At 71.5% G+C, this 12,027-nt stretch carries 16 protein-coding genes and 1 tRNA gene; 13 read left to right on the top strand and 4 right to left on the bottom strand.

Translation table 11 applies throughout. The features are described from left to right. Positions 1 to 92: 92 nt before the first annotated feature. Positions 93 to 165: transfer RNA gene (locus tag PZ894_RS15770), tRNA-Lys, on the bottom strand. A gap of 213 nt (positions 166 to 378) precedes the next feature. On the opposite strand from PZ894_RS15770, the gene PZ894_RS15765 reads away from it, so the two are divergent. The 7 genes from PZ894_RS15765 to PZ894_RS15735 all read left to right on the top strand — a co-directional run bounded on the left by PZ894_RS15765 (position 379) and on the right by PZ894_RS15735 (position 4,123). Continuing rightward, positions 379 to 753 (top strand): hypothetical protein, encoded by a 375-nt coding sequence (locus PZ894_RS15765; RefSeq protein WP_275746218.1) that lies wholly within the window; start codon positions 379 to 381, stop codon positions 751 to 753. 25 nt (positions 754 to 778) lie between these two features. Beyond that, the gene (locus PZ894_RS15760; protein WP_275746216.1) at positions 779 to 1,537 is read left to right on the top strand and encodes a hypothetical protein; all 759 of its coding nucleotides are present in this window, start codon (positions 779 to 781) and stop codon (positions 1,535 to 1,537) included. Positions 1,538 to 1,616: 79 nt separating this feature from the next. Beyond that, positions 1,617 to 2,585 (top strand): hypothetical protein, encoded by a 969-nt coding sequence (locus tag PZ894_RS15755; protein WP_275746214.1) that lies wholly within the window; start codon positions 1,617 to 1,619, stop codon positions 2,583 to 2,585. 423 nt (positions 2,586 to 3,008) lie between these two features. Further along, the gene (locus PZ894_RS15750) at positions 3,009 to 3,212 is read left to right on the top strand and encodes a cold-shock protein (protein WP_157342116.1); all 204 of its coding nucleotides are present in this window, start codon (positions 3,009 to 3,011) and stop codon (positions 3,210 to 3,212) included. A 203-nt stretch (positions 3,213 to 3,415) separates the two neighbouring features. After that, positions 3,416 to 3,580 carry a hypothetical protein gene (locus PZ894_RS15745; protein WP_275746210.1) on the top strand — a complete coding sequence of 55 codons (165 nt, stop codon included), beginning with the start codon at positions 3,416 to 3,418 and terminating at the stop codon, positions 3,578 to 3,580. Between the two features lie 49 nt (positions 3,581 to 3,629). After that, positions 3,630 to 3,923 carry a metal-sensitive transcriptional regulator gene (locus PZ894_RS15740; protein WP_275746208.1) on the top strand — a complete coding sequence of 98 codons (294 nt, stop codon included), beginning with the start codon at positions 3,630 to 3,632 and terminating at the stop codon, positions 3,921 to 3,923. Further along, positions 3,920 to 4,123 (top strand): cation transporter, encoded by a 204-nt coding sequence (locus PZ894_RS15735; RefSeq protein ID WP_275746206.1) that lies wholly within the window; start codon positions 3,920 to 3,922, stop codon positions 4,121 to 4,123. Before PZ894_RS15740 ends, PZ894_RS15735 begins: the two co-directional genes overlap by 4 nt. Positions 4,124 to 4,269: 146 nt before the next feature. On the opposite strand, the gene PZ894_RS15730 is transcribed toward PZ894_RS15735, so the two are convergent. Next, on the bottom strand, positions 4,270 to 5,328 hold the full coding sequence (locus tag PZ894_RS15730) for a hypothetical protein (RefSeq protein WP_275746205.1): 1,059 nt from the start codon (positions 5,326 to 5,328) through the stop codon (positions 4,270 to 4,272). 44 nt (positions 5,329 to 5,372) lie between these two features. On the opposite strand from PZ894_RS15730, the gene PZ894_RS15725 reads away from it, so the two are divergent. The 6 genes from PZ894_RS15725 to PZ894_RS15700 all read left to right on the top strand — a co-directional run bounded on the left by PZ894_RS15725 (position 5,373) and on the right by PZ894_RS15700 (position 11,231). After that, complete coding sequence (locus tag PZ894_RS15725) at positions 5,373 to 6,236, top strand: NUDIX hydrolase (RefSeq protein ID WP_275746204.1); 864 nt, start codon at positions 5,373 to 5,375, stop codon at positions 6,234 to 6,236. Positions 6,237 to 6,400: 164 nt separating this feature from the next. Then, positions 6,401 to 7,516 carry a phosphate ABC transporter substrate-binding protein PstS gene (gene pstS, locus PZ894_RS15720; protein ID WP_275746202.1) on the top strand — a complete coding sequence of 372 codons (1,116 nt, stop codon included), beginning with the start codon at positions 6,401 to 6,403 and terminating at the stop codon, positions 7,514 to 7,516. A 77-nt stretch (positions 7,517 to 7,593) separates the two neighbouring features. Beyond that, positions 7,594 to 8,541 (top strand): phosphate ABC transporter permease subunit PstC, encoded by a 948-nt coding sequence (pstC, locus tag PZ894_RS15715; RefSeq protein ID WP_275746200.1) that lies wholly within the window; start codon positions 7,594 to 7,596, stop codon positions 8,539 to 8,541. Further along, on the top strand, positions 8,538 to 9,653 hold the full coding sequence (pstA, locus tag PZ894_RS15710) for a phosphate ABC transporter permease PstA (protein ID WP_275746198.1): 1,116 nt from the start codon (positions 8,538 to 8,540) through the stop codon (positions 9,651 to 9,653). Before pstC ends, pstA begins: the two co-directional genes overlap by 4 nt. A 26-nt stretch (positions 9,654 to 9,679) precedes the next feature. Continuing rightward, positions 9,680 to 10,459 (top strand): phosphate ABC transporter ATP-binding protein PstB, encoded by a 780-nt coding sequence (pstB, locus tag PZ894_RS15705; protein WP_275746196.1) that lies wholly within the window; start codon positions 9,680 to 9,682, stop codon positions 10,457 to 10,459. Between the two features lie 73 nt (positions 10,460 to 10,532). Next, on the top strand, positions 10,533 to 11,231 hold the full coding sequence (locus PZ894_RS15700) for a response regulator transcription factor (protein ID WP_275746194.1): 699 nt from the start codon (positions 10,533 to 10,535) through the stop codon (positions 11,229 to 11,231). Here PZ894_RS15700 and PZ894_RS15695 read toward each other — a convergent pair. Continuing rightward, positions 11,207 to 11,392: a hypothetical protein gene (locus tag PZ894_RS15695; protein ID WP_275746192.1), complete on the bottom strand. Its 186-nt coding sequence runs from the start codon at positions 11,390 to 11,392 to the stop codon at positions 11,207 to 11,209. The genes PZ894_RS15700 and PZ894_RS15695 overlap by 25 nt on opposite strands. Then, on the bottom strand, positions 11,389 to 12,027 hold the full coding sequence (locus PZ894_RS15690) for a signal peptidase I (protein ID WP_275746190.1): 639 nt from the start codon (positions 12,025 to 12,027) through the stop codon (positions 11,389 to 11,391). Before PZ894_RS15690 ends, PZ894_RS15695 begins: the two co-directional genes overlap by 4 nt.

Below are 12,027 nucleotides of genomic sequence, written 5' to 3'. Positions count from 1 at the left end.
GACGCGGCTACGCGCCGGTAGACCCCTGCCCAAATACTGGGGTCGGAGTAGTCACGCCGGGCGACGCGCGCCGGTCGGCGACAGGTGCTCGGTGGGCCCCGTGGGACTCGAACCCACAACCCGCGGATTAAAAGTCCGATGCTCTGCCAATTGAGCTAGGGGCCCGGGTTCCGCTCGTCGATCGACGGAGCCGCTACGCCGACCGTGCCGAGCAGAAACCTCGTAGCGGAGCCTACTGGCGCCGCCGGGCGCGGTCGCCGATGGCCCGGGCGCCGGCCGCGTCTGACCCACATGGGGGTTGACCGTCGTCGCCGGCCGCTCGCTACTTGGGTTGGGGCGTCAACCGCACGCTCGACCCACCGGCAGGAGCGAGGTCACATGGACGTGTGGCAGTGGACCGCCCCGCTCGTCGGTGGCGCGATCCTCGAGGTAGTCCACTGGCACCAGCTGCGCGAGAGCCTCGACGAGCCGAAGTACGCCGGGCTGCTGCGATCGGGCAAGTACTGGGCGGTCACGGTGGCGATGGTCCTCGCCGGTGGCGTGCTCGGCTGGTTCTGGGCCCAGAGCAAGGACGAGGCCCCCAGCCCGTTCGAACTCCTCGTCGCCGGCGCCGCCGCGCCCAGCCTCCTCAAGGCAGGCATCTCCTCCTTCCTGTCCGGCAAGGGTGAGACGAGGCTCGGCGACGACGCGGCCGCGGCGGAGGCGGGTGAACCCAGGGTGAGCCTGCGCTCCTACTTCCTCCCCGGCGGCTGAGGCCGGGGACTCGGGAGGTGGGCTCGTGCGGTCACCGCATCGGCAGACCCGGGGCGCCGAGGCGCTGCGTGCCTGGACCGCGCTCCTGCTCGCCGCGGTGGTCCTCGCCGCGGCGTCCGCGTGTGGCGGAAGCACGCCACGGACCGCGGCCGCGACGATCCGTGCCGCCCGGTTCATCTCGGCGGCGGACTCGGCGGCGGAGTACGAGGCGATCTGGGCGGCCAAGCCCACCGCCGGCCGGCTCCGCAGGGACCGCGCCACGCTCGCCCACGTCGACACCGATGTCGTCCGGGTCGTCGCGTCGAGTGGCACGTCGGCGGCGGACACGTTCGTCGACGGCTACCGATCGAGCAGTGCGGACGTCGTGACCGTCATCGGGCACAACGAGGGCGGCCTGCTGAAGTTCGCCGACGGCAGCTCGGTGCCGCTGTGGGACCTCGGCGTCGGGGGCAAGCCGATCGCACTGATCTCGTGCTCGTCGGCGGCGTACGCCCGGGGTCAGGCCGTCGGACTTCCCGATCCCGTCGCCCTGGCGACGGCGGTGAGGATCGAACAGGCGCTGACGGCGCGTGTCTCCCAGCTCGAGGAGGCGCCGACCGCCGCCCAGCTGAAGGACCTCCTCGTCACGGTCGCCCTGGAGGAGTCCGCGGCGACGAGCCGCGCGAGCCGGCGCAAGGTCATCGCCCTGACCGTCACGCTGCCGACCGCTGCGGGATCGACCATCTACAACACGGTCGTCTTCGAGCTCGACGGCACACCGCCGTCGCCCGGTCAGCAGCCCTGACGGGACCGGGCCGTCACGCCGCGCCCGATCTCCCCGGGGCGCGTCGCAACCTTCCTGGTCGTCGTCGCGTCTCTGGTGCATGAGGTCTCGGTTCCTGGTCCTGGCCGCGCTCGCGGCGCTCGTCGTCGCGCCCGTCAACGGTTCGTCAGCCGCCGGTGGTGTCGCCGGCCGCGCCGACGCCCCGACGGTGCACATCCGTCCGGGCGCGCTGCCGAAGGGAGACGGTCCGGCGACCCCGATGCAGGTCGGCCGCAGCGTCGTCGACGGCGACACCCGAGTGAGGCTCCCCGCGCACTCCTACCTGCTGGGGAAGTCCGGCACGGCGTACGTCGTCGCCGGCAGCGGCCGCGTCCTGCGCGTCGAGGCGGACGGCACGACGACGCGCATCGCGCGGCCCGCCGAGTCCGCGGAGCTCACCCTGAGCCGGGACGGCGCGCACGTCGTCGTCACCCGGACCAAGCGGGGCGGCCGCACCGACGTGACGGTCCTCGACGCCGAGACCGGGGCGCGGCTGGCACACCGGAGGTTCTCGGAGTACGCGACCGTGGCCGCCGCCGACGAGGGACGCCTCGTGCTCTCGACGTGGGGCCCCCCGCGAACCTTCTGGTGGGACTTCGTCTCGGGCGGCACGTCCCGGATCGTCGGGCGCGTCGCGGGGCACGCCGACATCCGCGCCGACCGGCTGGCGACGTTCACCGGTGACCCGTACGACGGCGGCTGCACGGTCGTCACCTCGCTGCGGCACCCGAAGCGGAAGCTGTGGCGCTCGTGTGCCGAGGCAGTCGTCGCGTTCTCGCCCCACGGGCGACGGATGGCGACGACCCACATCCTCGCGGACGGTCTCGGGCCGAACGAGGTGCACGCCCGGACGGTCCACGGACGCGAGATCGCGTCGTACGCGGCGTACTGGTTCGGGACCGTCGAGTGGGAGACCGACACCGCGCTGCTCCTCGACGCGCACACCAAGCACCGCACGGCCCTGGTCCGGTGCGCCGCCGCCGAGTGCGAACGGGCGTCGGCCGTCCGACGCTCCTCGGCCGGCGGCTGACGGCCGGGGGACACCCACTCATCCGCAAGATTTCCGCAAGACCCCCGGGACGCGCTTGGACCGCGCCCGCGGGCTGGCTAGTGTTTCTGTCACAAGCCGCGCTGGTGACCCGAGACGCCAGCGCGGCTTGTATCTATTTCGCACCCCGCGCGATCGCCCGTCACGTGCTCGTACCACAGCCGTCATCCGCGGGGTGAGAAAAACCGGACCGAGGCGGTTTCCTCCGGAGCCGGGATTGGTAACGTGTGCCACGCAACAGGTGCAAGTTCCAGCAGGTCTGACGCCCGCGGAGTTTGTGATCCAACGGCGTTTCCTCTTTCGTGGGCCTGCCACTCACGCGAAGTCGGAGCGACGTGTCACCCGCACCTGGTGCGGGACCGTCGAAGTGACGGTCTCTCGCCCCGACAGAGGAGTAACGAGCACATGGCTCAGGGCACCGTTAAGTGGTTCAACGCCGAGAAGGGCTTCGGCTTCATCGCTCAGGACGGCGGCGGCGACGACGTCTTCGTCCACTACTCGGCCATCCAGTCGCAGGGATACAAGTCCCTCGACGAGAACCAGAAGGTCGAGTTCGAGGTCACCCAGGGCCCCAAGGGCCCGCAGGCGGAGAACGTCCGCCCGCTGTGATCTGACGCCGTCCGCTTCGGACGACGCGAGAGGCCTCACCCGTCGGGGTGGGGCCTCTCATCAATTTTGGGCCGTCCACTCGGAGCAGGCGGGGTGGCCCGGACGGGTCAGATTTCGGCTCTGGCGTTTGTAGGTCGTGACCGTCGGGCACGCTTGGCGTTATGTGGAGGGCAGCCACACCGACGCGCGCAGGGAGTGAAGAGTTGCACGATCAGTTCGACATCTCCCTCGAGGACTCCGACCTCCTTGGTGAAGTCGAGCTCACGACCAATCTGATCATTGCGGCCAGTGAGACCGACCAGCCCCTCTCCGTCGACGAGATCGATCGGATCCTCGGCGTCGTCCCCGAGCCCCGGCGCGAGTCCTGACCTGAGCGCTGACGCCGCCGACGTACCCCCGCGGGGTATCATGGGCGCCATGAGCGAGCACCAGCACGGGTACATCCATCGCAAGGATGACTACCTCCGCCGGCTGCGCCGGATCGAGGGCCAGGCCCGGGGCCTGCAGCGGATGGTGGAGGAGGAGCAGTACTGCATCGACATCCTCACCCAGGTCTCGGCCATGACGAAGGCGCTCCAGGCCGTGTCCATCGGGCTCGTCGAGGAGCACCTCTCCCACTGCGTCGTCGACGCCGCCCGGTCCAGCGACGAGGAGGCCCGCGAGAAGATCACCGAGGCGGTCGACGCGATCAGCCGGCTGGTGAAGTCGTGACGATCCACACCTGGCAGGTCACCGGGATGACCTGCGGCCACTGTGTCGCGGCCGTCCGCGAGGAGGTCTCCGCGCTCGACGGCGTGCGGGACGTCGACGTCGAGCTCGAGACCGGCCGCGTCACCGTGACCAGCGAGGTCCCGCTCGACCGCGCGGCCGTGGCCGCGGCCGTCGAGGAGGCGGGCTACCAGCTCGCCTGACCTCCGACGGGCACTCTCGGCTCAGCGCGATGGCCGGACGGCGTACTCCTCGGGGACTTCCTGACGTCCTGATTGTTGCAACGGCCGAGAAGTGCGGGAATACCCGGTGCACCGGGTATTCCCGCGTCGCAAGACACCGACCGGGGTCAGCAGGTGGCGAAGAGCACCGGCCCGGTCGACAGGTCGGAGAACACGTAGGAGCCCTCGACCGGGGTGAGGTCGAGCGTGACCAGGTCGCCCTCGGCCGTCGCCGAGTCGACCGTGAACCGGTCGGAGAAGTCGCCGCCCTGCCCGGGGGCCGGGCCGGACGCCAGCGTCGCCCGGGTGGCCGCGTTGGCCTCGGCCTGGTCGTCGTCGGCGAACCCCATCACCACCCGTACGCCGCCGCCGGGCTGCACCGACATCGCGAACGCCGTCATCGGGTCGACGTCGCCGGCGTCGGCGAGCAGGCGGTCGGCGGTGTCGCGGTCGTCGGGGCCGGCCTGGCTCATCGCGAGCGCCCGGCAGGCGCGGTCGCCGTCGTACACCGCCGCAGACAGCGGCCGACCGGACGCGGTGACCACCTCACGCATCGCCGCGGGCGGGCCCCCGTCGTCGAGGTCGTCCACGACCCACTCGAGATAGTCGGCCCGGTCGCTGGTCAGCACCAGGCGCTCGTCGGCGTCGAGCGCGACGTACTGGAGCTCGGGAGTGAGGTTCGCGCCGATCTCGGGCAGCAGCGTCTCGCCGCCCGTCCAGACACCGTCGTCGGAGGACGGCTCGTCGAAGCCGCTCTTCTCGAGGTGATCCGCGACGTCCTCGACGCCGACCCCCTCGGGCAGCCGCATGATCACCACCGCCCCGGAGCCGGACTGGCTGAACAGCTCCCACTCGATGCTGGCGGGGGAGAACCCGAAGTGGTCCTGGAGCACCGGGGCCGACTGCACCAGCGCCGACGCGGACGTGACGTCGTCGTCGAAGGCGTCGTCCAGGAAGCCCTCGACGTCCGACGCGGAGGAGCCGGCTCCGACCGAGGCGCCGACGTCGTCGCGCACCGCCGCCCAGTCGGTCCAGGAGAGCCGCTCGGCGTCGGAGGGGGCGTACGCCGTGGCCTCCTCGAACGCCGTCCGCCCACGGTCCTGCCACCACCGCACGCCCACGACGGTGGCCGTCGCGAGCAGCCCCACCACCAGCACGGCGACGAGCGCGGTCGTCACGCGTCTCACAGGTGCCTCTCCTCATCGCGGCCGGTCGATGTGAGACTAACCGCATGCCCGCGAAGGACGTCCTCGCCGCCGGTGCCGTCGTCTTCCGTCCGGGCAAGCGGGTGCTGCTCGTGCACCGCCCGCGGTACGACGACTGGTCCTTCCCCAAGGGCAAGCTCGACCCGGGGGAGCACGCCGCGGCGGCCGCCGCCCGGGAGGTCACGGAGGAGACCGGGCTGCACGTCCGCCTGGGGCCGCCGCTGGCGCCGCAGCGCTACCCCGTGGCCGGGGGGCGGACCAAGCACGTGTCCTACTGGATCGGGCGGGCGGTGGGCAGCGACGACGTCTCGGCGTACCGCCCCAACGACGAGATCGACGCCGTCGAGTGGCTGCCCTACGACGAGGCGATGGACCGGCTCAGCTACGAGCGCGACCGGGCGACGCTGAAGGAGGCGGGCCCGCGGCGCCGCCGGACCCACGCGGTCGTCGTGCTGCGCCACGGCCGGGCCCGCTCCCGCCAGGGCTGGGGTCGCAAGGACGACCGTCGTCGGCCGCTCGTGCAGCCCGGTCGCGCCCAGGCGGAGCGCCTCGTGCCGGTGCTCGCGGCGTACGACGTGACCCGCGTCGTCACGTCGAGCAGCGCCCGCTGCGTGGAGACCGTGGCGCCGTACGCCGACACGACCGGGTGGCGGCTCGAGTGCGAGGACGGGCTCAGCGAGGAGGACGCGACCGCCGGGTCCGTGCTCTCGGTCGTCGACGCCCTCGTGGCGGGCGACGAGTCCGCGGTCGTGTGCACCCACCGCCCGGTGCTGCCGTCGGTGTTCGACGCGCTCGGTCTCCCGGACGCGGAGCTCGACCTCGGAGCGATGGCCGTCGTCCACCTGCGCCGGGACACGGTCGTCGCCACCGAAGTGCACCGGATCGACTGACGTCAACCACCTCCGGGGCTGTTCACGTGATCGCCGTCTCGTGAGCGGACGCCCGTCTCCGACTGGGCGATTCGAGTTCACCGCTCGTTCACCGACGACCCCGGAAACGTCCACTTCGGGTCCCTAACTTCGCTGCTGTCCGAGAAGAGAGACAGGAGCTCGAAGTGATCCGCACTTCCTTCCGCCGGGCAGTCGTGCCCGGCATCGCCGTCCTCGCGCTCGCCGTCACCGGTTGCAGCGCGGCCAACGACGACGGCGACGGCGGCGACGGCGGCGGCAACGCCACCAGCAGCGGCCTCAGCGGCACCCTCGCAGGTGGCGGCGCCACCTCGCAGGAGTCGGCCCAGACCGCCTGGCGCGCCGGCTTCCAGACCGCGAACCCCGACGCGACCATCACCTACGACGCCGTCGGCTCGGGCACCGGTCGCGAGAACTTCATCGGCGAGGCGTTCTCCTTCGCGGGCTCGGACTCGTACCTGGACGACGACGAGGGCGAGCTCACCGCCGCCAAGGAGCGCTGCGGGGGCGAGGACGCGATCCAGGTGCCGGCGTACGTCAGCGCGATCGCGATCGTCTTCAACCTGCCGGGCGTCGACGCGATCAACCTCGACGCCGAGACGCTGGCGCAGATCTTCGACGGCAAGGTCACCACCTGGGACGACCCGGCGATCGCCGCGCTCAACGAGGGCGCCGAGCTGCCCGGCACGAAGATCACGCCGGTCCACCGCTCCGACGACTCCGGCACCACCGAGAACCTCACCGACTACCTGAGCCAGGCCGGCGACGGCGCCTGGTCCTACGACCCCGACGGCGTGTGGCCGATCAAGGGCGGCGAGGCCGCCGACGGCACCTCCGGCATGGTGTCGGCCGTCAAGGGCGGCGAGGGCACCATCGGGTACGCCGACGAGAGCCAGGCCGGCGGCCTGGGGCTCGTGTCGATCCGGGTCGGCGAGGAGTTCGTCGGCCCGTCCGCCGAGGGCGCCGCGACGGCGCTCGCCGTCTCGACACCGGTCGAGGGCCGCGCGGACGTCGACATGGCGATGGACATCGACCGCACCACGACCGAGTCCGGTGCCTACCCGGTGCTGCTGGCGTCGTACCTGATCGCCTGCCAGCACTACGCCGACGCCGCCGAGGCCGACCTCGTGAAGGGCCTCCTGTCCTACATCGTCTCCGAGGTGGGCCAGCAGGCGGCCGCCGAGCAGGCCGGCGCGGCGCCGCTCGACGCCACCCTGGCCGAGCGGGCCGCCGGAATCGTCGACGCCATCTCCGCCGAGTAGTCGTCGGGACGTGCGGCGGCCCGAGCCCAGGGCCCGCCGCACGGCCGCGAAGAGCAGCACTCCAGAACAGGAGCCTCGTGTCCGTCACCGCACCGCCCCCGGCACCACGGGCCGCCCGCGCCGTCGTCCGGCCCGGGGACCGGATCTTCGCCGGCATCGCGCGGGCCGCCTCCCTGACGATCATGCTGGCGCTCGCCGGCGTCTTCGTCTTCCTCGCGATCGAGGGGCTGCCGGGGCTGAGCGCCCCCGAGAACATCTACGCGCCCGCCGAGGACTTCTGGTCCTACGTCGGCCCGCTCGTCTTCGGCACGATCCTCGCGGCGGTCGTCGCGCTCGTCCTCGCCGTCCCGTTCTCGATCGGCGTCGCCCTCTTCATCTCCCACTACGCGCCACCGCGGATCGCGGCCCCGGTCGCCTACGTGATCGACCTGCTCGCCGCGGTGCCCAGCGTGGTCTTCGGCCTCTGGGGAGGGCTGGCCCTGGCGAGCTCGATCCGGCCGGTCACCGACTGGCTCTACGCCAACCTGGACTTCATCCCGTTCTTCGCGGGCCCGCCGTCCGTGACCGGCCGGAGCATGCTGACCGCGGGGATCGTGCTGGCGATCATGGTCGTCCCGATCGTCACCGCACTCTCGCGCGAGGTCTTCGCACAGACGCCGCGTCTCCACGAGGAGGCCGCGATGGCGCTCGGCGCGACCCGCTGGGAGACGATCCGGCTCGCGGTCTTCCCGTACGCCCGCTCCGGCGTGATCTCCGCCGTGATGCTCGGGCTCGGTCGCGCGCTCGGCGAGACGATGGCCGTCGCGATGGTGCTCTCGGCGGCGCCGGTCGTCACGCTGAACCTGATCTCGGACACCAACCCGGCGACGATCGCGCAGAACATCGCCTCCAACTACAAGGAGGCGACGCCCGACAAGCAGGCCGTGCTGATCGCCACCGGCCTGGTGCTCTTCGCGGTCACCTTCGCCGTCAACTTCGCGGCGCGCTGGGTCATCGCGCGCAGCGAGCGGAAGGTGTCGCGATGAATCACCCCACGACGACGACCACGACGCTTGTGGAGCCCGACGCCTTCGCGATCACCGCCGACCTCACGCAGGCTCGGCTGCCGCGGTGGGCGGTGCTGCTGGTCGGCGTCATCGCGCTGGGCGTCGCCGGGCTCGTCACGCTGCTCACCGGCTGGAGCCCGACCGGCGGCCTGGTGCTCGCGGTCGTGCTCATGGTGGCAGGCTTCCCGCTGTGGTCGATGGTCGTCGAGGGCCGCCGGGCCGCCGCCGACCGCCTCGCGACGTCCCTCGTGTGGGGTGCGTTCGTCGTGGTGCTCGTGCCGTTGGTCTGGCTGATCTGGATGGTCGTCAGCCACGGAGTCTCCGCGATCGACGCCGAGTTCCTCACCTACGACATGCGCAACGTGGTCGGCGCCGGCGGCGGCATCTTCCACGCGCTGTGGGGCACGATCCTCGTCACGCTCGCCGCGACGCTCATCTCCGTCCCGGTCGGGCTGTTCACCGCGATCTACCTCGTCGAGTACGGCCGCGGCAAGCGACTGGCCCGCGTGACGACGTTCCTCGTCGACGTGATGACCGGCATCCCCTCGATCGTCGCCGGCCTCTTCGCCCTGGCGCTCTTCGTGCTGATCTTCGGGCCGGCGATCCGCGTCGGCTTCGGTGGCGCGGTGGCGCTCTCGCTGCTGATGATCCCGACCGTCGTCCGTTCCGCGGAGGAGATGCTGCGGCTGGTGCCGGGCGACCTCCGCGAGGCGTCGTACGCCCTGGGCATCCCGAAGTGGCGCACGATCGTCAAGGTCGTCCTGCCGACCGCCCTGGGCGGCATCATCACCGGCGTCGTGCTCGCCATCTCCCGCGTCATCGGCGAGACGGCGCCGCTGCTGGTCGTCGCAGGCGCGACGGACTCGGTGAACTTCAACCTCTTCGAGGGCCGCATGATGACGCTGCCCGTCTACATCTTCAGCCAGTACAGCTCGCCCGGCGTGGTGCCCGTCGGCACGGAGGGCGACCCGCCCGGCTACGCCCGGGCGTGGGGAGCCGCGCTCGTGCTGATCGTCATCGTGATGGTGCTCAACCTCGTCGCGCGCCTCATCGGCACCTACTTCGCCCCCAAGACCGAACGGCGCCGCTGAGCGTCCGCACTGGTGAGAGAGAACCCATGGCCAAGAGCATCGACGTCTCGGACCTGAGCATCTACTACGGCGACTTCCTCGCCGTCGAGGGCGTCAACATGACCATCCGCGCCAAGGCGGTGACGGCGTTCATCGGCCCGTCCGGCTGCGGCAAGTCCACCTTCCTGCGCACCCTCAACCGGATGCACGAGGTGATCCCGGGCGCTCGCGTCGAGGGCAAGGTGATGGTCTCGGGGCAGTCGCTCTACGACCCGACGATCGACCCGGTCGCCGTACGCCGACGGATCGGCATGGTCTTCCAGCGACCCAACCCGTTCCCGACCATGTCGATCTACGACAACGTCATCGCCGGGGTGAAGCTGAACTCGAGGAAGATGAGGAAGTCCGACGCCGACGCGCTCGTCGAGAGATCGCTGCGCGGCGCCAACCTCTGGAACGAGGTCAAGGACCGCCTCGACCGCCCCGGCATGGGCCTCTCCGGCGGCCAGCAGCAACGGCTGTGCATCGCCCGCGCGATCGCCGTCGAGCCCGAGGTGCTGCTCATGGACGAGCCGTGCTCGGCGCTCGACCCGATCTCGACCTCGGCGATCGAGGACCTGATCCACCAGCTGAAGTCGGAGTACACGATCGTGATCGTGACCCACAACATGCAGCAGGCGGCGCGGGTCTCCGACGAGACCGGTTTCTTCAACCTCAAGGCCGCCGGGCAGCCGGGGCACCTGGTCGAGTTCAACCCGACCACGAAGATGTTCACCAACCCCGACGAGCCGTCGACCGAGGCCTACATCTCGGGTCGCTTCGGTTAACCCCTCAAGTACCCCTGCGGGCGGCCGATGGGCCGGTTACAAGTGTCGTTTTGCATGCCTCAGGGGGGAACGGGTGCCGCGCTGCGCAGTCGTCATCGAGGACGACGTGGACACCGCGTCGCTCCTCGAGACCGCCCTGTCCTCCCAGGGCTTCGACGTGCGGATCGCGAACGACGGCCAGCACGGCGTCAGCCTCGTCACCGAGCTCGCCCCCGACCTGGTGACCCTGGACGTCGGACTCCCCGGCATCGACGGTCTCGAGGTCTGCCGGCGGATCCGGCCCGTGACCGACGCCTACGTGATCATGGTGACCGCGCAGGCCGACGAGATCGACCGGCTGATCGGGCTCGAGACCGGCGCGGACGACTACCTGGCCAAGCCGATCAGCGTGCGGGAGCTCAAGGCGCGGGTCAACGCGATGTTCCGGCGGCCGCGTCGCTTCGTGGACGTCTCGGACGAGGGCGAGCACGAGGTGCTGCGCCACGGCGACCTGGTCGTCGACGTCGACGCGCACCGCGTGACGTGCGGTGGTGCGGAGGTCGACCTGACGCCGACGGAGTTCGACCTGCTGATCACGCTCATGCGAGCCCCCTCGCGGGTGTGGTCGCGCAACGTGCTGATGCAGGAGGTGTGGGGCCAGAGCTGGGGGGAGACCCACCACGTCGAGGTCCACATGGGCAACCTGCGTCGCAAGCTGGGTGACCGTCGCGGACAGGTGCGGTTCGTCGAGACCGTCCGCGGCGTGGGCTACCGCTTGCGCGCCGCCAGCTGAAGCAGCACCAGGGCGCCGACATCGGTCGTCGGTGCCTCCGACTCCTCGACCAGCTGGCCCGCGCAGAACCGGGTGCCCGGGCCGTCGAGCTCGACACCCGGCCCGGTCGGCACCAGCCGTCGGGCGACCAGCGGCCGGAAGTCGCTGGCGTCGGTGATCACCGGCGCGACTCCGGCACCACGAGCGTGAGCCCGCGCCCCGTGCCGCCGGATCCGGTCGCCGCCCGGCGAGGGGCCGGCTGCCGCCAGACCAGGGTCAGGCCGAGCAGCACGACGCCGGCGAGGGCCACCCACATCGCGCCGTACCGCACGACGGTCGCGCGCACCACCCGGACGACCGAGCCGAGGTGCGGGACGACGTGCCGCGTCTCCCAGACGGTGTCGCCCTCGATCGTCGCCCGCCACGGGTCCGGCGCGGCGTTGGCGTCGCCCTGGGTGCGGACGACGACCCCGCCCTCCGCGGTGTGACGTACCCCGATGACCCGGTGGGTCTCGAGCTGATGCTCGGCCGTCGGCGCGTGGAAGGTGAGGATGTCGCCGACCTCGACCTGGTCCGCGGGCCGGGGCACCGACACGACCAGGTCGCCGGGGTCGATCGTCCCGGTCATCGATCCGGTCAGCATGACCGCGGTGCGATAGCCGAGCACGTGCGGCCCGATCGCCAGACCGAGGAACGTCACCGCACCGACGGCCAGCACCAGGCTCAGCAGCAGGTTGGCGAGGCGCCGCGCGATCGGCGTACGGCTCCGGTGCCGGGCGTCGGCCCGGACCGGGAGATCGAGCACGTGGGCGGTCAT

The sequence above is a fragment of the Nocardioides sp. YIM 152315 genome, from assembly GCF_029210375.1.
Classification (GTDB): Bacteria; Actinomycetota; Actinomycetes; order Propionibacteriales; family Nocardioidaceae; genus Nocardioides.
Note: the sequence above shows the minus strand (reverse complement) of the source record. Positions and strands in the feature narration are given on the sequence as shown.

What these genes read in the sequence shown, in the direction of transcription:
- pstB (WP_275746196.1), top strand. Translation starts at nt 9,680, where the DNA reads ATGGCCAAGAGCATCGACGTCTCGGACCTGAGCATCTACTACGGCGAC.
- PZ894_RS15765 (WP_275746218.1), top strand. Translation starts at nt 379, where the DNA reads ATGGACGTGTGGCAGTGGACCGCCCCGCTCGTCGGTGGCGCGATCCTC.
- PZ894_RS15740 (WP_275746208.1), top strand. Translation starts at nt 3,630, where the DNA reads ATGAGCGAGCACCAGCACGGGTACATCCATCGCAAGGATGACTACCTC.
- PZ894_RS15755 (WP_275746214.1), top strand. Translation starts at nt 1,617, where the DNA reads ATGAGGTCTCGGTTCCTGGTCCTGGCCGCGCTCGCGGCGCTCGTCGTC.
- PZ894_RS15750 (WP_157342116.1), top strand. Translation starts at nt 3,009, where the DNA reads ATGGCTCAGGGCACCGTTAAGTGGTTCAACGCCGAGAAGGGCTTCGGC.
- PZ894_RS15725 (WP_275746204.1), top strand. Translation starts at nt 5,373, where the DNA reads ATGCCCGCGAAGGACGTCCTCGCCGCCGGTGCCGTCGTCTTCCGTCCG.
- pstA (WP_275746198.1), top strand. Translation starts at nt 8,538, where the DNA reads ATGAATCACCCCACGACGACGACCACGACGCTTGTGGAGCCCGACGCC.
- PZ894_RS15690 (WP_275746190.1), bottom strand. Translation starts at nt 12,027, where the DNA reads ATGACCGCCCACGTGCTCGATCTCCCGGTCCGGGCCGACGCCCGGCAC.